The organism is Bdellovibrio sp. (genome assembly GCF_036384735.1).
Classification (GTDB): domain Bacteria; phylum Bdellovibrionota; class Bdellovibrionia; order Bdellovibrionales; family Bdellovibrionaceae; genus Bdellovibrio.
Map to the genome: position 1 here is coordinate 103,033 of NZ_DASVLT010000048.1, position 18,132 is coordinate 121,164.

At 45.3% G+C, this 18,132-nt stretch carries 18 protein-coding genes; 10 read left to right on the forward strand and 8 right to left on the reverse strand.

The window, feature by feature from the left end:
* Nucleotides 1-76 precede the first annotated feature (76 nt).
* The 4 genes from VF412_RS14380 (at nucleotide 77) to VF412_RS14395 (ending at nucleotide 4,531) form a co-directional block, all read left to right on the forward strand.
* A complete protein-coding gene (locus VF412_RS14380; RefSeq protein WP_331339946.1) occupies nucleotides 77-625 on the forward strand; it encodes a TIGR00730 family Rossman fold protein in 549 nt (182 codons plus the stop codon).
* Nucleotides 626-726: 101 nt separating this feature from the next.
* Nucleotides 727-2,037, forward strand: coding sequence for a DEAD/DEAH box helicase (locus VF412_RS14385; RefSeq protein WP_331339947.1), 1,311 nt, complete (start codon nucleotides 727-729; stop codon nucleotides 2,035-2,037).
* Between the two features lie 5 nt (nucleotides 2,038-2,042).
* Nucleotides 2,043-3,476 (forward strand): GTPase HflX, encoded by a 1,434-nt coding sequence (gene hflX / locus VF412_RS14390; RefSeq protein WP_349259012.1) that lies wholly within the window; start codon nucleotides 2,043-2,045, stop codon nucleotides 3,474-3,476.
* A 62-nt stretch (nucleotides 3,477-3,538) separates the two neighbouring features.
* Nucleotides 3,539-4,531: an alpha/beta hydrolase gene (locus tag VF412_RS14395; protein ID WP_331339949.1), complete on the forward strand. Its 993-nt coding sequence runs from the start codon at nucleotides 3,539-3,541 to the stop codon at nucleotides 4,529-4,531.
* A 1-nt stretch (nucleotide 4,532) separates the two neighbouring features.
* Here the strand turns inward: VF412_RS14395 and VF412_RS14400 are convergent, their stop codons facing one another.
* Nucleotides 4,533-4,790: a hypothetical protein gene (locus VF412_RS14400; protein ID WP_331339950.1), complete on the reverse strand. Its 258-nt coding sequence runs from the start codon at nucleotides 4,788-4,790 to the stop codon at nucleotides 4,533-4,535.
* A 114-nt stretch (nucleotides 4,791-4,904) separates the two neighbouring features.
* On the opposite strand from VF412_RS14400, the gene VF412_RS14405 reads away from it, so the two are divergent.
* Nucleotides 4,905-5,918: a hypothetical protein gene (locus VF412_RS14405; RefSeq protein ID WP_331339951.1), complete on the forward strand. Its 1,014-nt coding sequence runs from the start codon at nucleotides 4,905-4,907 to the stop codon at nucleotides 5,916-5,918.
* On the opposite strand, the gene VF412_RS14410 is transcribed toward VF412_RS14405, so the two are convergent.
* Nucleotides 5,915-7,132: a TCR/Tet family MFS transporter gene (locus VF412_RS14410; protein ID WP_331339952.1), complete on the reverse strand. Its 1,218-nt coding sequence runs from the start codon at nucleotides 7,130-7,132 to the stop codon at nucleotides 5,915-5,917. The two genes, VF412_RS14405 and VF412_RS14410, sit on opposite strands and share 4 nt — an antisense overlap.
* Before the next feature lie 202 nt (nucleotides 7,133-7,334).
* Here VF412_RS14410 and trhA point away from each other — a divergent pair, with 202 nt between their 5' ends.
* On the forward strand, nucleotides 7,335-7,952 hold the full coding sequence (trhA, locus tag VF412_RS14415; RefSeq protein ID WP_349259013.1) for a PAQR family membrane homeostasis protein TrhA: 618 nt from the start codon (nucleotides 7,335-7,337) through the stop codon (nucleotides 7,950-7,952).
* An 89-nt stretch (nucleotides 7,953-8,041) separates the two neighbouring features.
* Nucleotides 8,042-8,638, forward strand: coding sequence for a CoA pyrophosphatase (locus VF412_RS14420; protein WP_331339954.1), 597 nt, complete (start codon nucleotides 8,042-8,044; stop codon nucleotides 8,636-8,638).
* Between the two features lie 546 nt (nucleotides 8,639-9,184).
* Here VF412_RS14420 and VF412_RS14425 read toward each other — a convergent pair.
* From VF412_RS14425 to VF412_RS14435, 3 genes are all read right to left on the reverse strand, one after another.
* Nucleotides 9,185-9,967, reverse strand: a complete 783-nt coding sequence (locus tag VF412_RS14425; protein ID WP_331339955.1) for a sulfite exporter TauE/SafE family protein — start codon at nucleotides 9,965-9,967, stop codon at nucleotides 9,185-9,187.
* Between the two features lie 123 nt (nucleotides 9,968-10,090).
* Nucleotides 10,091-11,044 (reverse strand): hypothetical protein, encoded by a 954-nt coding sequence (locus VF412_RS14430; protein WP_331339956.1) that lies wholly within the window; start codon nucleotides 11,042-11,044, stop codon nucleotides 10,091-10,093.
* 98 nt (nucleotides 11,045-11,142) lie between these two features.
* Nucleotides 11,143-11,991, reverse strand: a complete 849-nt coding sequence (locus VF412_RS14435) for an NAD(P)H-hydrate dehydratase (RefSeq protein ID WP_331339957.1) — start codon at nucleotides 11,989-11,991, stop codon at nucleotides 11,143-11,145.
* A 97-nt stretch (nucleotides 11,992-12,088) separates the two neighbouring features.
* On the opposite strand from VF412_RS14435, the gene VF412_RS14440 reads away from it, so the two are divergent.
* The 3 genes from VF412_RS14440 to VF412_RS14450 all read left to right on the forward strand — a co-directional run bounded on the left by VF412_RS14440 (nucleotide 12,089) and on the right by VF412_RS14450 (nucleotide 14,172).
* Nucleotides 12,089-12,880: an ABC transporter substrate-binding protein gene (locus VF412_RS14440; protein WP_331339958.1), complete on the forward strand. Its 792-nt coding sequence runs from the start codon at nucleotides 12,089-12,091 to the stop codon at nucleotides 12,878-12,880.
* Nucleotides 12,881-12,892: 12 nt separating this feature from the next.
* Nucleotides 12,893-13,651 (forward strand): type I methionyl aminopeptidase, encoded by a 759-nt coding sequence (gene map / locus VF412_RS14445; protein ID WP_331339959.1) that lies wholly within the window; start codon nucleotides 12,893-12,895, stop codon nucleotides 13,649-13,651.
* Between the two features lie 116 nt (nucleotides 13,652-13,767).
* On the forward strand, nucleotides 13,768-14,172 hold the full coding sequence (locus VF412_RS14450; protein WP_331339960.1) for a hypothetical protein: 405 nt from the start codon (nucleotides 13,768-13,770) through the stop codon (nucleotides 14,170-14,172).
* An 85-nt stretch (nucleotides 14,173-14,257) separates the two neighbouring features.
* Here VF412_RS14450 and VF412_RS14455 read toward each other — a convergent pair whose 3' ends face one another.
* The 3 genes from VF412_RS14455 to VF412_RS14465 are packed head-to-tail and all read right to left on the reverse strand — an operon-like array spanning nucleotide 14,258 to nucleotide 18,020.
* Entirely contained in the window at nucleotides 14,258-15,811 is a 1,554-nt protein-coding gene (locus tag VF412_RS14455) for a DHA2 family efflux MFS transporter permease subunit (RefSeq protein ID WP_331339961.1), read from the reverse strand.
* A 45-nt stretch (nucleotides 15,812-15,856) separates the two neighbouring features.
* Entirely contained in the window at nucleotides 15,857-16,717 is an 861-nt protein-coding gene (locus VF412_RS14460) for an HlyD family secretion protein (protein ID WP_331339962.1), read from the reverse strand.
* Between the two features lie 4 nt (nucleotides 16,718-16,721).
* The gene (locus VF412_RS14465; RefSeq protein ID WP_331339963.1) at nucleotides 16,722-18,020 is read right to left on the reverse strand and encodes a TolC family protein; all 1,299 of its coding nucleotides are present in this window, start codon (nucleotides 18,018-18,020) and stop codon (nucleotides 16,722-16,724) included.
* Between the last annotated feature and the right edge of the window lie 112 nt (nucleotides 18,021-18,132).

Genomic DNA, 18,132 nt, shown 5'->3' on the forward strand with positions numbered 1-18,132 from the left:
GTTGTGAATTGTAGGAAAGCATAGAAAGACCTAGCCTTTCCGCGCCTATAGCACTTAACATTTCTTCGAGGTGACAATGAGTTTAAAGCGTATCTGCGTTTATTGTGGAGCAAGCTTGGGCAACAACCCTGCCTTCGCTCGGGCAGCAAAAGAGTTGGGCCATCTTTTAGCAAAACAAAACATCGAGCTTGTTTATGGCGGCGGCAGAGTGGGCCTCATGGGGGTCGTTGCCGATGCTGTTCTTGAAAAAGGCGGCAAGGTCACCGGCATTATTCCACAAAAACTTTTAGACCAAGAACAAGGTCATACAGGTATTCAGGATTTGCGCATCGTCAACGACATGCACGAAAGAAAAGCAGCCATGGCAACATTGGCCGATGCTTTTATCGCTCTCCCCGGAGGTTTTGGCACCCTAGAAGAGCTTTTCGAAGTGATGACTTGGTCACAAATCGGTTATCACCGAAAGCCTATCGCCGTCGTTGATGTCGACGGTTACTATGGTCATATTCAGGCCTTTATCACTCACGCGATTCAGTCAGGATTAGTTAGGCCCGAGTTTGGCCAGTATTTTCAGCTTGCGAAAAATCCTCAAGAGGCGTTAGAAACTCTGTTCAGAGCCATTTAAACAGCTTTGACCGTCGATTTTGAAATTTCACAGTGTAATTAGGGCATTGGGTCCATAATCCCTTGCCCTTCCCGGCGCCTTTCTGTAGTTTCCTCGGACTTATGAGTTCACAAAAATTTACTGATCTTCCTCTGATTGAGCCTCTTCAAAAAGCTGTTGCTGAATCAGGCTATACGACGCCAACCCCTATTCAACTTCAATCGATTCCTCACTTGCTTGAGGGACGTGATCTTTTAGGTTGCGCACAAACTGGTACTGGTAAAACAGCGGCCTTCGCTTTGCCAATGCTTCAACTTCTTTACAAAAATCATCGCAGAGCGGAACCAAAACATCCTCGCGCTTTGATTCTTTCTCCAACTCGTGAATTGGCCATCCAGATTTACGACAGCTTCAAAACTTACGGTAAGCACATCCGTTTGAAATACTCTGTGATCTTTGGCGGAGTCAGCCAAGGCCCACAAACAAAAGAACTTACGGCAGGTGTTGACGTTTTGATTGCGACACCAGGTCGCCTACTTGATTTGATCGAGCAAAAATATGTTCGTTTGGATAAACTTGAAATCTTCGTTTTGGACGAAGCCGATCGCATGCTTGATATGGGCTTCCTACCTGACATTCGTAAGGTCGTTCAACTTTTGCCTAAACAACGTCAAAATCTTTTCTTTTCTGCGACAATGCCGAAGGATATTAAAAAACTTGCGGATTCTTTGCTAACAGAGCCTGTTCGCGTTGAAGTAACTCCGGTTTCATCAACGGCAGAAATGATTCAACAGCAAGTGATGTATGTGGATCGCAGTAAAAAGCGCGATTTGCTTCGCACTCTCTTGAAAGACAAAGCCTTCCAGCGCGTGATTGTCTTCACCCGCACAAAACATGGTGCAAACCGCGTGGTGGAAACTTTGATGAAAAATCAAATCCCAGCGGAAGCTATTCACGGCAATAAATCTCAAAATGCTCGTCAACGTGCCCTAGAGAATTTGCGCGAGGGACGTATTCGCGTGCTAGTTGCGACAGATATCGCAGCTCGTGGCATCGACATCGACAATGTGACTCACGTGATTAACTTTGAATTACCTCATGAAACAGAAAGCTATGTTCACCGAATTGGACGTACGGCCCGTGCTGGAACGCAGGGTATTGCCATTTCTTTCTGTGATGCAGAAGAAAAGTCCTTCCTCTTCGAAATTGAAAAACTCATCGGCAAAAAAGTTCCTGTGAATGCCGATCAGCCGTATCATTCTGAAGAGGTTGCTAAAGCGCAAGTAATGTCTAAAGGTAAAGCGAAAGCTATTATCGAAGGACGTGGCGAACGTGATGGCGGCGGTCGTGGCAATGGTAAAATTCAAAAACGCCGTAGATTTAATCCGCGCAAAGCTCCTCCGAAGTTTGAGAAGAAAGGTGCGAGTAAGTAATGAATATGCACTCGACCCAAGCGAAAATTCAGAAAGCCGTTCTTGTAGGCGTTCAATTGCCTCGCGTGACGGATGCCGAGTTAAAAAGCTCATTGGATGAACTGGCTCGTCTGGTTACAACTTTGGGTTATGAAGTCGTGGGTCGCACATCTCAACGTCGCTCTTCGACCAGAACAGCGGCGGTCCTTGGTGACGGAAAATTGCGTGAGCTTTCTCAATGGACCGGTGGCAGCGGTGACGTTGCATCCATGGTCGTTAAGAAAAAGCATAAAGCTGCTTTAAAATTTGATTCTAATAAAACTTCCGACGAACTTGATGAAGAAAATGAAGAATTCATCGAGGAAGACGAGATCAGCGAAGAAGAAACGACTGATAGCGAAGCTCCTAAAGAGCGCGCTGATGTTGTGATCTTCGACTGTGATCTTTCCCCTTCTCAATTGCGCAATCTTGAAAGTGCCACAGGTGCGACTGTTTTAGATCGCACGGGCGTAATCATTGAAATCTTCAGCCGTCATGCGCGCACTCGCGCCGCTCGCTTGCAGGTTGAAATCGCACGCCTCACATACGTTGCTCCTCGCCTGCGAGAGACTGGTGGTGGTGAAGACCGCGGCGGCGGTGGAGTCGGTGGCAAAGGTGCCGGTGAAACAAGCATTGAACTTGACCGTCGTAAAATTCGTGATCGTATCAAAGAACTTAAAAATGAATTGGGTGCTATTGGGCAAGAACATTTGACCCGTAGATCACGTCGTCAGCAAGAAAACTGTGTGGCCTTAGTAGGGTATACAAATGCCGGTAAGTCATCGCTTATGCGTGCGATGACCGGCAGCGAAGTTCTTGTCGCCGATAAGCTGTTTGCGACTTTGGATACGACAGTTCGCGCTATCCATCCTGAAACTCGTCCTAAAATTTTGCTCTCTGATACTGTCGGTTTTATCAAAAAGCTTCCTCATGATCTGGTGGCGTCTTTTAAATCCACTTTGGATGAAGCTTTGAATGCCTCCTTGCTTTTGTATGTTGTGGATTCATCAGACCCATCATTCCGATCGCAATTGGAAGTGACGAAGTCGGTTCTTGGCGAAGTCGGCGTCGAGGATACTCCGAGCTTTTTAATTTTGAATAAGCGCGATCGTCTTTCTGCAGAAGAAAGCGCAGCTCTTCGCAAAGAATTTCCTGACGCTATTCAACTTTCGACTCGCAATCCACAGGATCTTCAAGATCTGCGCGCCCGCCTCATTTCTTTCTTTGAAGAAGATATGGTCGATGAAGACATCATCGTGCCTTATTCGATCCAAGGGATTATTGGAGAAGTTCGAGCTAGACTGCGCGTGCTGTCAGAAAGTTACGATGAAAAAGGCGTAAAAATCACGGCGCGTGGAAGTTCTGAGGATTTTTCGAGAATTCGCAGTAAAATTCAACAAGCGTTGGATGATAAAGAATAAAAAATCAGTAATGAATTTTCGGTAACTGGACGCGATTCAGGTGTTCCCTGAAACTGCGTCCAATGAAAAACTCTTTGCAACTGCCCTTCACAACATTGGTCTCTACATTAAGCTTTGTCATTAGTCCACCCGCAGTTCGCGCCGAAACACGTGGTGACTTTAATCGCAACTGCGAGCGAAGACTTCTAGGTCCTCATTATGAAGGCCGCCTTGTACCGGTCGAAACAGAAGCCCATGAAACTTTAATTGAAGCAGAACCTTTGATTTTTGTTCATGGCATGTCAGGCTCTGTAAAAAATTTCGCGCATCTGATTCCGGCAGTTCCTAAGTTCATGGAGTATCATCTTTTCTATTTTGCTTACGATGATATGCACCGCTCTTTAAAGCGTTCCGCATTGGAACTTGCAGAATCCATTCTTGAAATGCATGCACCCCGTGTAACCATTGTAGCTCATAGTATGGGCGGTCTTGTGACTCGAGAGGCCTTGAATATTCTTTCTCAAAAATATCCAACAGAATATTTACCAGAGGTTCATGTTATCGCCGTAGATTCCCCATGGCATGGCGGCAGCTCTCGCAATTGTGAAATCAAAGGGTCTCATTTAGATAACTTTGTGGAGTTGTTCTTGCCAGCGGCAGTGGCAGATATGCGCACTTGTTCTGATTTCTTTAAGTCACTTTACCACGTGCCATGGCCTCAGAAATTTTCTATGACATTGTTCTTTGCTGAAGAAGGAAATCAGACTTGGGACTATACGGAAACACCTTTGAAGGAGATTCCGCAAAAAATTGCGGATTATATTTCTAAGGGAAAACCTGTAACTGGAAATTTGTATGAGCTTTATTTCTGGGATGCTCTTCGTACTTCGTCTCAGTATTCCTATTTTGAAGTGAGTCTCCATTCGCTTCAAAAAGAAAATCCTCTTTCTGCGGATATCGTCCTGAAAGAGCTGCAAACATACTTCCCTCGTTTACCGGGAAATCACAGTGACGTGCTTGCGCCTCATCCGGATCGAAAGACAGATCTGCCCCGTTATTTAGAGCAGATCCTTTAAGCTATTCGCCCGTCGTAACCAAGCGAACTGAAATGTCTCTGGTTCTTGTTGTATCAGCCTTTTGCAATCTCACCAGAGAGCTGCTGTAGGCCTGTGCAACTTCGCTTTGTGGAATTTGCTCCAACACTTTTTCATGCAAGGTCTTCTCGTCCATGGAAGCCCCTTGAATCAATCCGTTGAAGTTGCTCACTGCCGCGAATGACATCGAGCTTGTTAAAAGAATCAAAACACCTGTTATCTGAATATTGAAGAAGCGCATCCTTGCCCTCCCTTATTAGAAAGACACAGGGCCAAAATCTCTCGGTTAATGAACCGGCCCTTGGTCCCCTAGGAATGTCACTGTTTAGGATTTAAACGCATTTAAGATCGCCCTTTGCAATATATCCCTTCTCGAGGAACTTTCCAGGGCACTGCCTTTGCTTCCAATTCTATGATGGCCTGGATACTGCGAATTCTTCTATTTTTAAGCTTTTGGAGCTCGATGGGGTTTGCCCAGGAACCTGCTTGCCCAACAGCTGATTTGCGCCAGCGCCCTTGGCCAGCTTTGCATTATCATCAGCCCGGAAAAAGCTGGTGCTATGCCATCGTAACTTCGGACCTTGTAAGCGCAGAGATGCACACCCCGGTTTCAGCTGTCTCTCTAGCGAACTTCACAGAGCGCAGTCAGGATTCTTATGAAAGTAAAGTGAAGGCCTACATTTACCGCAATAATAGTTTTCTATATCGTTTCTCATTCATTGGTCAGTCTTACGAGACAGCTTTTTCTGTTTCTCAAAAGCAGGGCATGTGTACTTACTCAATCTTAGATCAAATGCGTGATCAGCCTCATGTTAAAGATATTTATCTTGATGACGTTTTTTATGAACTAGAAAAAATTCGTTCACAAAATCCACAAGAACTTCGCACACGCCTGCATGGACTTTTCGATTCCTTACGTGCTGGATTTGCAGAGCAGGTTTTCGCACAGGCCTCGGATAAAAAGCGTCCTCTGATCGATATTGCCGTGGATCTTTCTTGTGAAAAGAAAGTCGATATCTCGACACTTGAATTAATCAGTCGTGACTTAAATAAAATTTCTGAAGAGGACGCTGCGAGTTCTATCAGCGCTTTGTTGACCCAGGGAAAAACTGTGGGCATCGGCTATAACTCGAAACTTCTTTATCAGCCTCGCTATGCCGCCCGCGAACAAACAGATCATGCCTCAATGTTGGTAGGACAGTATTTTGATCAAAATAGCAAAACCTGCAAGTACGTCATTCGTGCGACGGATCTTTACACTTGTCAGGTTTCTGATCCGTCTTTGAAATGTCAGAATGGATATTTCACCGTGAATCGCGAAGATGCTCTGCAAGCCATGGGCACCTTCATGTGGTTACAAAAACCTTAAGAGTGGGCGCCTTTGTGACGAGCCCACAGCAACAACCCCGTCGAAAGAATACAAATCAAGGCGGCGGCAAAATAGGGTGCTCCTGCGAACTGAATCGCACCGTTTGGCGCCGTAAAGCGTGCAAATAAATCAGTATAAAGCAAAGGCCCGATGATCGCAGTCAAACTTGCGATCGAGATAAGACTGCCTTGCAGCTCACCTTGCTCATAGGGCGGAGTATTTTTGGAAATCAGTGACTGAAGCGACGGCCCTGCAATTCCCGAAAATGCTAACAGCGGAAGAATCAAATACATCATCCAACCCTGGCTCGCGAATGCATAACCTAAAAAGGCCACAACATTGATCCATGTCCCCACATTTAGCGAAGTGATCTCGCCAATTTTAGGAATAATGATTCGAGTCAGATAGCCCTGCCCAATCGCGATCATCACGCCGACCGCCGAAAGTGAAAGTCCCACTTCGAACGATGTCCAATTAAATTTGTACTGCGTATACAATGTCCAAATACTCGGATGTGAGTTACCCGCAAGATACAGAAGCAAGTACACCCACACTAAAATACCTGTGGCAGACGGTTTTAAAATTTTAAATAGTGAGCGGAAGGGATTTAATTTTCCAAGAACCACATGGCGACGATGAGCCTTATCCAAAGATTCCGGCAAAATGAAATAACCAAAAGCAAAATTCAAAATATTTAGAATCGCAGCCCCAATGAATGGCGCTTGATGACCATAATGTCCTAACAAACCACCTAGGCCTGGGCCCACGATAAAACCCAAACCAAAAGCAGCACCAATCATTCCGAAATTTGCGGAACGATTTGAATCATCAGAGATGTCAGCCATATAAGAGCTTGCCACAGTCATACTTGCTCCCGTTAATCCGGAAACAATTCTGCCCGCAAATAGAATTCCCAATGTAGGAGCAAAAGCCATCAAAATGTAATCAAGACCCGCCCCTAAAAGAGAAACCAGCAAAACAGGACGTCGCCCAAAGCGATCCGAAAGTCCACCAAGAACAGGTGACGCTAAAAACTGCATCAAGGCATAGACAGAAATGAAATACCCGAAATAGTGATTCACAAACTCTGGATCATGACCAAAGCGGCGAATAACCTCTGGAAACACAGGGATTAATAAACCGATTCCTAGCGCATCCAATAGAATCGTCATAAAAATAAAGCGCACGCTGGCGGCTTTGCTTGCTTGGGCCATGATTACTCCACCCTAGGTCAATTTGAGAAATACTCTTAAGGGACTTTAAGTAAGATAAAGGTAGTGGCGCATAGAGTAAATGATCTTCCTCTCATTCCGTTTTCAAAATGCGATGCAAAGAAGTCAATTTGGCAAAGATGCAAGGCTTTCCTCTGTTTTCAGAACAAGCTGTGCTATCCTATTTCAAGAGCTGGAGGTTTTTATTTACCACGGAGAACGCTTCAACAGTATCAGTCACTTGATCGGTGCCGTTTTATCGGTGGTCGGTGCTTCTGTCATGGTCACGATGGCGACCATCCAAGGAGATGCCTGGAAGATTGTCGGCACCAGCGTGTATGGCGGAATGTTAGTTCTGCTTTATACCATCTCGACCCTCTATCACTCGTTCCAGGGTAAAACGAAAAAGATTCTGCAAAAACTTGATCACATGTCGATCTATCTTTTAATTGCGGGAACGTATACTCCGTTTACGTTGATTACTTTGCGCGGACCTTGGGGTTGGTGGTTGTTCGGCATCAATTGGTCACTGGCTGTGTTGGGAATTATTTACGAACTGACGTTGTCACACAAAACGCGTTTGCCGTCTTTAATCATGTACGTGGTGATGGGCTGGTTGGTGGTTGTCGCGATGAAGCCTTTGACGGCGCTTTTGCCGCTGCACGGACTCATTTGGTTAACTGCTGGAGGCATTCTTTATACCGGCGGCATTGGATTCTTTATCTTCGACGAGAAAGTAAAACATTTCCACGGCATTTGGCATTTATTTGTGCTAGCTGGCAGTATCGCGCAGTATTTCTGCGTGGTGCTTTATCTTATCTAAATTGATGCAGCGATCTTTGTGTTCTAGCACTGCCTTTTCTTCCGCGGAAATCTCGTGCTATTCTTGATGAATCAAAAAGGAAGTTTCCCTTGAGCAACGAAATTTTTGGCGCCCTTCATGTTCAAACTCCTCACGATCTTTCCAAAACCTTGGATAAGTATGCTTGCGTGTCCATCATCCTTCGCGGTCCCATAGACAACTTGGAAGTGGGTTTTATTCAAAGAGCTGCTAACGAGGATGATCGCTGGTCAGGGCATCTTGCATTTCCCGGTGGCAAAAAAGAGGACACGGACTTCAGTGATCTGGGGGCGGCCCTTCGTGAGACTTTCGAAGAAATCGGCGTCGATCTTTTGCCTGAAGAAAATATGGGGCGTCTGAACGACGTTCAGGCACGTAAACAAGGCTCTCTTTTAGAGTTCTATATTCGTCCCTTCGTCTTTTATACCGAGCGAGAATTCACTGTAAAATTAGATCCGGGAGAAGTGGCCGAGTTCTTTTGGATGCCACTCAATGAATTGCGCAACCCCCAACGTCAAACTACCTATCAATTTAAGCGTGGTGATGTGCATGTGGCTTTACCTGCGATCTTCTTAGACCGCGAGATTCCACTGTGGGGATTAACGTATATGATGACACAAAATCTTCTGAAGATTTTAGAAGAAAATCAACTCATCGCTGCTCTGTAAGAGCTACTCCGACGAAGTCGGAGTGTAGGCCAGTCTCCGACGAAGTCGGAGTGTAGGCCAGTCTCCGACGGAGTCGGAGTGTAGACCAGTGCCCGACGAAGACGGAGTGTGAACCAATGTCTCAAAAAGAAAAACCAGAACGCCTATTCGCTCTGGTTTCTATCTAAGCTTTAAATAAAAAAAGCAGCTCGTATTTACGGTGGCCCTGTCTCGGTTCGAGAAGGCAATTCACGAATCTCCTTGTTGAAGATATATTCGTGACGTACTACGTTTTTAGCCATTCAAGGCCTCCTTCTTATAGGTAATAAGCTTATCGGCTGGACCTTTGGATAGTTGAGGGCGAATTTTGAAATTTTCAAAAAAAGTTTAAACGAAATGCAAACGCTCGCGTCTCTAGCTGCGACAGCAGGCTATTAAGTTCATAGATTTTCACAGAGAATTCTATTTATCAGAGCGATTGCTCAAGGGCCGCCAAAGATCCCTTCTTGAAACGAGATACCTACCATGCTGAAGAAGTGCGCATCGCAAAGACTTTCTTAAAATTTGTTAGCGCAAAATTTTAACAAACATCACTATAGACAATGTGATGCCAACGAAGATAACCAAACGACGGATAGCAACTTTACCTACTTTACGTGCAACCCCCGCCGCACCGTAACCACCGACGACAGCGCCAATAGCCATCACGGCGATGTAGGGCCAATACACCAAGCCCGAAAAAGCAAAGATCACTCCGGCGATACCGTTAATGGCGATAGAAAGAAAACTTGTCATCGCGGTCATCTCTAGCATATCCGTCAATCCCATAATGCCCAATGCCGTAAGCATCAGAATGCTCATACCGGCGCCGAAGTATCCACCATAGACTGAAACCAACAATTGCAAAGCAACGGCCGCGATAATGGCTGCACGACTGCGACCTGATTCTGTGCCGAGGCTTTTAAGTAAACGTTCCCGCACGGGAGCTTGAATAATAAAAAGTATCGTCGCAAAGATCAAAAGCCATGGAACAATATGTTCAAATGCTTCAGAAGATGTATGGCGCAAAAGTACGGCGCCAACGGCGCCGCCGATCAAGGCGGGAATCATCAGCCAACGATAGAATTTTGGCACTCGCGCAAGTTCTTGACGAAAACCCCAAATGCTTCCAAGCGAGCCCGGCCAGATTCCCACGGTGTTTGTGGCGTTCGCAATCAATGGTGGTAAGCCCAAGGCTAATAAAATTGGAAACGAGATCATCGTTCCACCGCCTGCAACCGAATTGATGGCTCCAGCTAAAAATGCCGCTAAAAAAGCGCCGCCTAATTGAAGTACAAAATGCCCGTCCATGACAAGCAGCCTACTCCCAAGATTCGCTAGCAACAATTGCTAATTTTTATTCTATTAGGAAATAAAAAAGCCCACCGCTTGGCAGGCTTTTTTAAGCTTTTCTTTCTTTAGAAACTCTAACGATTATAAAATCGAGAACGTCGTAGAGAAGTTGATCGTCGTTGAATCCATCTCAGCACTCTTCGGATAGAAGTTGAGGTATGGAGCGAAGTAGATGTCCCGAGTGAATGCGTAACCACAACCAATGCGTTGACTCAATGTACGATTCCACAAAGCTGTTCTGTTGTTATCCATGCCGCGTGGGTTGATGAAAGCAATCGCCAATGAAGAATAGGCATTGAAGCGGTCAGTGAAGTTGTACTTCATTTGTGGGTAGAATGCCAAAGTGTAAAGCCCTGAATTGCTTTCTCTAGTTGTCTGCGGTCCACGCTCATAGAAGTAGTATGCAAAAGACGTATCCAACTCTGCGGCAAATTTAGTCGTCCCGATATTATGAACTAGATAGTTATCATAGCTCACACCGGAAGTTTCACCAGCGGCACGCCAGTCAGGATTTGTTACCAACGTCGCACCAAAGATATGGCGCATTTGAGTATCGAAAACGCGTTGAGAAATATCGTAGCTAACGAATGGATTTTTAACGTCGTAGCGTTTCACACCTTGGACCGGAGTCAAAGCACTGACGCCTGTACCCAAGTTCACCGCAGAAATTGAGTCTAAACGGTAGCGAGCACTGATCGAACCACCGATAGCAGTTTCGTAAGTCCCGATAGAACCATCTGGATTTGGTTGCATCTTATTGCTCAAATCACCCACAGGAGGACCACTGAAGCTCAAGTTGAATTTCAGAGAATAACGAGACAATGAGCCGCCATTCGCTTTTAAACTCGCATCAGTGATGTTTTTGTCTTCTTCGAATTGTTTATTACCTATGACACTGTTCACGCTTGTTGTTGACGTCCCAGTTGTTGCCCCAGAGGCCTCAACAGAAGGAGCTGAAAGTGTCGTTGTAGACGTTTGAGCTACCGCGTGGGCAGACAAACCTAGAATGGCACAAAAAACGAGGCCTTTTTTCATTGATTTCTCCTGAGTTCGCAAGTTTTTAACCGCTGAGACCAGGAAAAGAAAGTCAGGTTTTCATTAGTACCGCAGTGCTGAAAAAAATACTCTTCTGTCTAAATTGTACGAACCTTGTGCACCACCTCGGGCAGAAGCTCTATAACGTCAGAAGCCATCATGGAAAGCTCATCTTTTCCGCGAGCTACCCATAAATTCGCACAGGCGCCATGTAAATAGGCACCTAATAAAGCCGCTCTAGTTGGTGTCAGATTTTGAGCTCTTAAAGCCGTAATCATCCCAGCCAAAACGTCACCAGTTCCGGACTTCGCCAGTGCCGAGTTTCCAGACATAATTCGATAAGTCTTCCTTGAGTTTCGAACCAAAGTCCCATGACCCTTCAATAATACGATACACCCCGCAAGCTCTTGCCCACGCAAAACGGCCTGGTGACGATCACTTTCAATTTCCGAAGAATCCATATTTAAACAGCGAGCCAACTCCCCTGCATGAGGAGTGATGATCCAAGAGGGCAGCAATGGAAACAACCTTTGCTGCGCACATACCGTGATGGCATCTGCATCCAAAATCACCTTGTCGAATTTTCGTCTTTTCAAATCGCGAATCACTTGTGCGGTGAAATCGTTCACTCCGAAACCCGGTCCCACTAAAATGGAATCAAATTTTAATTCCTGCCAATGCTGTTGTTCCAAATCAGCAACAAGAAAATCTGGATTTTCTAAAGAGGAAACATTAATGCCTTTTTGCGCCAACACGACGTAGCCACTTCCCATGCGAAGAGCGGACTTCGCAGCAAGAACTCCGGCCCCTGGGTATTGCGAGCTTCCCGCTAATAATAAACTTCTGCCTCGACGAGACTTATTGTCTGTTGAAGAAACAGCCGGTAATAATTTTGCCGCCGCTTTTTTGCGAAAGTTGTAAATGAGGTCACTCTTCATCTTTTCCATTTTAGTCCTTCATTCCTCGGCGCGTAAAGTTGACTCGCCAGTATTACACCTCTGCCATGGTACTTGTGGCAATCGCAATCCGTGCTAAATTGTTTGTATGAAGTCAAAAGTCCTCGCTGTACTCGTATTGTTTTTCTCTCTGTCATCATTTGCTCAAGTTGAAAAATGTGTCCGCATCTTTCGTGTTTCAAGTAACGATTATGCTCCGCTTTTTTTTCTGACGAAGGATAATAAACCCGCGGGTTATTCTCACGATTTATTTGAAGAACTTAAAAACCGCATTGGTTGTGACTTTGTGCTTGAGGCTGTTCCTGCACCTCGGGCAATCAATGATTTTTCGAATTATCGTACCGACATTGCAGGCCTCTCTCCGCACGTCGCGATGCTCGATCAGTGGGGGGAGTATGTGCCGCTCTACAAAACAGCACGTATCCTGGTAATTAATAAAAAATTCTACGATCCTAAGAAAACTATTGAAGACTATCTACGTTCTAAAAGTATGACTTTTGCCGACCAGATTGGGGGAAGCTTTTTCTACCAACCCGCCGAGCTTGATTTGCTGAGAAAATCCAACCGCCTGATTGAAGCTCCGAATCCAATTTCAAGCTACCGTTTTATCAAGGCCAATCGAATTCAAGGATTTTTCTCTTCACCGGTTTTGCATCGCTATTTCCTTAGGGGGCCAGTGAAGGCGCCACAGATGCAAACTCTTCGCGACCCCTCCCACAAGCTGGAAGTGGGCATTTATCTATCGAAAAAGAAGCTGACAAAACTGGAGCACGATAAAATTATCGAGGCAATTAAGGCCATGAAACAAGACGGCACCTTGAAGAAACTTCTTTTGCCTTATCTTGATAAAGAAGATGTTCCTTACTATGAGGATCTATAATATAACTACCTCATGATTATTCAGAGTGACGCGGACTTAGATGGAATTAAAAAAATTGGCAAAATCGTTGCCAATTGCCTTCAGTACATGATGCAAAAAGCAGAACCAGGAATGACAACGAAAGAGTTGGACGATCTTGGTGGCGCTTATCTTGAGCGTCATGGCGCTCGCTCTGGGCCAAAGCTTGTTTATAATTTCCCAGGGTTTAATTGCATCAGCCTTAATCATGAAGCCGCCCACGGCGTACCTTCTGCCACAAAAAAAATCCAAATGGGCGATATGCTTAACATCGACGTTTCTGCAGAGCTTAATGGCTACTACGCTGACAACGGCGGCTCGATGATTATACCTCCTGGAACCAAAAAAGATCTTCTTCTTTTAGAGGCCACTAAGAAGGCCCTGGAAAATGCCATTTCTGGCGTGAAGGCGGGCGCTGCTATCAATCAAATTGGCGCCAATATCGAGAAGATCGCAGACCAGTACGGCTTTTCCATCATTGAAAACTTAGGCAGTCACGGCGTTGGCAAAAGTCTTCATGAAGAACCTGAATTCATCGCAGGCTTCTATGATAAGCGCGACAAGCGCGTCCTAAAAGAGGGACATGTCATTACCATTGAGCCCTTCCTTTCTACGGGTGCTTTTGGTGTTGATGAAGAGGCGGATGGTTGGACCCTTGTAACTGGCAAAGAGCATCGCACCGCTCAGTTCGAGCACACCATGGTGGTTTTAAAAGACCGCGCCCTCATTGTTACGTATCCCGATCCACTTTAAAAAACAGTAAGAAGACTTCTTTCGGAATAATTCCCTCTAGACACAGCGCCATAATGCTAGGACCTCTAGCGAAAAGATGAAACGCTTATCGTGTTCAATTTTTTTAGGAGGGATTTATGAAATTTATCTTGGCTATCGCCGCGACTGTTATTGCATTCTCTGCTCAAGCAAATGATCGCAAGCTTGGAAACGTTATTGCCGTAGAACGCGAAATCACAAACATCTACGAAACTTGTCTTCAAAGTCTTATGGGCGACACTTCGAAAGATCAGTCGTTCTTCTATTGCGGTTTCAGCTATTTGAAATCTTCAACTGAAGTTCCTGTTACTAAAGGCGGCATGATTCGTTTCTCTGACGACAGATGCCGTGTCGATGCTGACGCCGCAAATGGCTTCATGTCTATCACTTTCGGTCGCGCAGCTCAGGGTTCTACAACAAATCTTGAAACTGCAAAAGTTTGCTTGCAACGTGCTTTGCAAAACCAAAACAGCGTAAAAGTTCTTGTTTACACGATGGAATAAAAATCGCTCTTCTTTTGGAAGATGCTTAAAATAAAAAAGGGAAGCTCATGCTTCCCTTTTTTTCGTCTAAAATTCACCACAAGTCTTAGTGAGAATCTGACACTGCAACCACTTTCTTCTGGAACTTCAAGAAGAACAATGGAATGAAGGCACAACACATAACCGCGGCGATAATGAACATGATCTCGCGGAAACTTAATACAAACACCTGAGCTTGCACACGGCCATAAATACTACGAAGAGCAATATCCGCGTGTGACGCCATACCCGTGGCTGTCGTCATCTTATTACCACCCATGGCCTGCATATAGGTATTCCATGTATTGTGATCTAAAAGACTCACATGAGGCATCAAATCCGAGTAGTGCTGCTTACCTGATTTTGTCAGCATCGTGGAAATGAAGGCAATGCCGATAGAACCACCAATCTGACGGAACAAGTTCAACATACCTGATACTTGTCCCATCGTGATTCCCGTGAACTGGGAAAGAATCGATGAGTTGATCGGAACGAATAAGAAGGCCATTGCGAAACCACGGATGTAGAGCGCTCTTAAAACGTCACTCTGTGATGACTGAGATGTCAAAAGCGTCATAGCGTAAAGTGTTCCTAAAACTCCAGTGATCCCGATTGAAATCAGAAGTTTCGTATTCACACCTTTACCCATAGCTTTACCCACAAATGGCATCACCATGGCCGTGATAATTGATCCCGGAATAAAGAGCATACCTGTTTGAGTCGCATCGTAATGGAATGTTTGGCCTACAAACACCGGAAGAACGAAGACCAGACCGTATAGGAAGAATCCCAAAAGACCTTGCAAAGCCACACCGTTTGCCACGATAGAGTTTTTGAAAAGTCGCACGTTCATAATAGGATCTTTCACTTTTGTTTCCCACCAGATGAACAAAGGCAAGCAAGTCACCGCAAAGAAGGCACACATGCAAATGATCTTAGAGTCAAACCAGTCGTCGGATTCACCACGCTCTAGCATGTATTGCAAGCCACCAATACCTAATACAAGAAGCATCAAGCCCCACGTATCGAAACTCTTTCTGTTTTCCTTGCCACCCATCGCAAATGGAGGATTTTCAATCGCTGCTAAACCAATCAAGATCGCGACGATTCCCATTGGCAAGTTCACGTTAAAGATCGAACGCCATCCAAAGTTGTCAGTCAGCCAACCGCCCAGAGTCGGCCCCAAAGTCGGTCCAATCATCACGGACATACCGAAGATTGCACCCGCTGTACCCGCTTTTTCTTTAGGGAATTGTTCGTAGATCAATGTTTGAGAAGTAGGAAGAAGAGCCCCACCTGCCAAACCTTGAAGGATACGGAAGAAAATAAGCGTGTAAAGATTTGGAGCAAATCCGCAGGCGACCGAGGTCAGTGTAAACAGACCAATACAACCCAAGAAATACTTACGTCGACCGATACGTTCCCCAGCCCATGCAGACACAGGAAGGACGATGGCATTGGCAATCGCATAACCTGTCACGACCATACTGATATCTTCCAGCGTGGCGCCCAAGTTACCCATCATTGTTGGCAGTGCTACGTTCACGATGGAGCTGTCGATGATTTCAAGCAACGACGCCATCACGGCAACAAGCACTATCAGTCTAGATTTCGCACTCATATTAAATCGCTTTCACTAAGGGATGATTTCACATCCCTCTTGAGATTAACGAACTCTTACAGTCACATTCGCAGACAAACCCGCCTGCAATTTCATGATATCGTCTGGAGTTAGATCCAAAAGTTTGATCTTCACAGGCACGCGCTGAACCACTTTTGTAAAGTTACCAGTCGCATTGTCAGGAGGAAGCAAAGAGAACACCGCACCTGTGCTTGGACTCAAGCTTTCAACTTCGCCGTGGAAATCCTTGCCTGGCAAAGCATCAACGTCGATAGAAACTTTTTTACCTTTTTCGATGTGCGCAATTTCAGTTTCCTTGAAATTCGCAACAACCCAACGCTCTGATGAATCTACGAAACCAAACAATGGTTGACCCACTGGGATCACCATACCCGGCTCTACTGACTTACGAGCGATCACACCATTCGATGGAGCTTTGATTTCAGTGTAGCTTGCATTCAATTGCGCTTGTGCCACTTGAGCTTGGATAGCAACGACGCGCTTATTCAACTCACGGTAAGTTGCCTCAGCCGTATCGTATTGCTGGCGAGAGACAACGCTCTTTTTATACAACTCAGACATACGGTGATAGTTCGTTTCAGCATCACGGAATTTTACTTTCGCAGATTCCAATTCAGCTTCTGTTTGTCGAAGAGAGTTGTTGTAGTCCTTGCTGTCGATACGAGCCAAAACCTGGCCTTCTTTCACAACATCATTTTCGTTCACAAGAACTTCCATAACGATGCCTGATACTTTTGATGAAAGCATCAGCGTGTGCGCTTGAATCTGCGCATTGTCTGTAGAAACATGCGACCATTCATACCAGCCGAAGATCACGATCACGATTGCGGCTACGATACCGCCAATGGTCATGACCTGTTTACGTTTACCCTTAAGTTTTTCCATAAAATTACAATTCCTTCCCTAAAGCTAATTCTAAATTTACCAATGCTTCAGCCGCATTCACCTGAGACGTCACAACGCCGGCGCGGGCTCTGAACAAATCAAGCTCTGCATCCAAAACTTCAGAACTTGTGCGAGTTCCCGCTTTGAATGATTGAGCTGCTAAACGCACACTCTCTTGAGCTTTTTCAACGTCTGCCAATTTCGCTTTATACAAAGAAGCGGAATAGATGTAGCGACGTTTCCAGAAATCGAAATCATAACTGTCTTTCAACCGAGCTTGTCTTGTCGCCTCGGCCGCTTGAACTTGACGTGCATCCGCTTGAGCAGATCTTGCTGTCGAAGCAAAGCCGTCAAACAAATTCCAAATCATCGAGATCCCTACAGAGTAGGCATCGTGAAAATCTTGATCAGTAAGACCTTTTGATTCCAGGTTGTAGTAATCCCACTCACCAAATAGAGAGAATTTTGGAATCCAATGCTTGTAAGCGGCAACGTGTGCTTTATGCGCACTCAACTCGCGATCTTGAATCGCTTGATAGTCAAGGCGTTCAATCTGCGTGGGCTTCTTCAAAGACGTCACTTTAGAAGCATCTGGCACAGGAAGACTTCCACTTAGGCTTTGCCCCTGATCTTCAACACCCAAATCGTTCAATACATTCAGTTTCGTGAGTATTGTATTGTCTTCTGCATTCAACTGTTCTGATTGTGCCTCATTCAATTGAACTTCCACACGAAGAACGTCGAAGTTTGTTCCAGCACCGCTTTGACGGAATGCTTTCGCACGATCCAAGTGCTCTTGCAGAGTTTTCACATTTTCGTGCGCTACTTTTTCAAGTTGAGCTGCCGCAAGTGCTCTGTAGAATTTCATCTTCGTGTCTTGACGAAGTTGGAAGCGAGCCCAGTCAGCTTCTTTATCTGCTGCGTTCGCCGCGTAGTTGTATGAAGAGTAGGTGTCGTAGTTTGCAAAACCATCGAAGAACATCCATTCAGCACGCGCAGACCAGACTGTATAAGGTGAGGGCAATGTGAAAGGGAAAGTTCCCAAACCTGGCATCGTCACGTCTTCAAACATGAAACGCTCGCCCATCAAATGTGAGCCACCAGCAGTCACTTTCGGAAGAAAGATTGAAAATGCTTCTACCTTTTTCCACTTCGCTTCGTCTTTTGCAGCTTCTGCTTTTTTGATTTGTGGCGAATTATCTTCCGCGACTTTCAAAGCATCCGTAAGAGAGAGCTCAGCAGCACTCGCAGCCTGCACGAGAGCGCAAGCCAGAGAGAGAACTAAAAATTTTACGCTTTTCATTGAATCACCAATTTTTCTTGATTTTTGTTAGGACACTAACTAATATAGTTAGGTATCTAATTATTGTCAATCCTCGCTTTCACATTTGTCCGTTTTTGGACACTAAGTGAAA

What these genes read in the sequence shown, in the direction of transcription:
- VF412_RS14380 (WP_331339946.1), top strand. Translation starts at nt 77, where the DNA reads ATGAGTTTAAAGCGTATCTGCGTTTATTGTGGAGCAAGCTTGGGCAAC.
- VF412_RS14385 (WP_331339947.1), top strand. Translation starts at nt 727, where the DNA reads ATGAGTTCACAAAAATTTACTGATCTTCCTCTGATTGAGCCTCTTCAA.
- hflX (WP_349259012.1), top strand. Translation starts at nt 2,043, where the DNA reads ATGCACTCGACCCAAGCGAAAATTCAGAAAGCCGTTCTTGTAGGCGTT.
- VF412_RS14395 (WP_331339949.1), top strand. Translation starts at nt 3,539, where the DNA reads ATGAAAAACTCTTTGCAACTGCCCTTCACAACATTGGTCTCTACATTA.
- VF412_RS14400 (WP_331339950.1), bottom strand. Translation starts at nt 4,790, where the DNA reads ATGCGCTTCTTCAATATTCAGATAACAGGTGTTTTGATTCTTTTAACA.
- VF412_RS14410 (WP_331339952.1), bottom strand. Translation starts at nt 7,132, where the DNA reads ATGGCCCAAGCAAGCAAAGCCGCCAGCGTGCGCTTTATTTTTATGACG.
- VF412_RS14425 (WP_331339955.1), bottom strand. Translation starts at nt 9,967, where the DNA reads ATGGACGGGCATTTTGTACTTCAATTAGGCGGCGCTTTTTTAGCGGCA.
- VF412_RS14430 (WP_331339956.1), bottom strand. Translation starts at nt 11,044, where the DNA reads ATGAAAAAAGGCCTCGTTTTTTGTGCCATTCTAGGTTTGTCTGCCCAC.
- VF412_RS14435 (WP_331339957.1), bottom strand. Translation starts at nt 11,991, where the DNA reads ATGGAAAAGATGAAGAGTGACCTCATTTACAACTTTCGCAAAAAAGCG.
- VF412_RS14440 (WP_331339958.1), top strand. Translation starts at nt 12,089, where the DNA reads ATGAAGTCAAAAGTCCTCGCTGTACTCGTATTGTTTTTCTCTCTGTCA.
- map (WP_331339959.1), top strand. Translation starts at nt 12,893, where the DNA reads ATGATTATTCAGAGTGACGCGGACTTAGATGGAATTAAAAAAATTGGC.
- VF412_RS14450 (WP_331339960.1), top strand. Translation starts at nt 13,768, where the DNA reads ATGAAATTTATCTTGGCTATCGCCGCGACTGTTATTGCATTCTCTGCT.
- VF412_RS14455 (WP_331339961.1), bottom strand. Translation starts at nt 15,811, where the DNA reads ATGAGTGCGAAATCTAGACTGATAGTGCTTGTTGCCGTGATGGCGTCG.
- VF412_RS14460 (WP_331339962.1), bottom strand. Translation starts at nt 16,717, where the DNA reads ATGGAAAAACTTAAGGGTAAACGTAAACAGGTCATGACCATTGGCGGT.
- VF412_RS14465 (WP_331339963.1), bottom strand. Translation starts at nt 18,020, where the DNA reads ATGAAAAGCGTAAAATTTTTAGTTCTCTCTCTGGCTTGCGCTCTCGTG.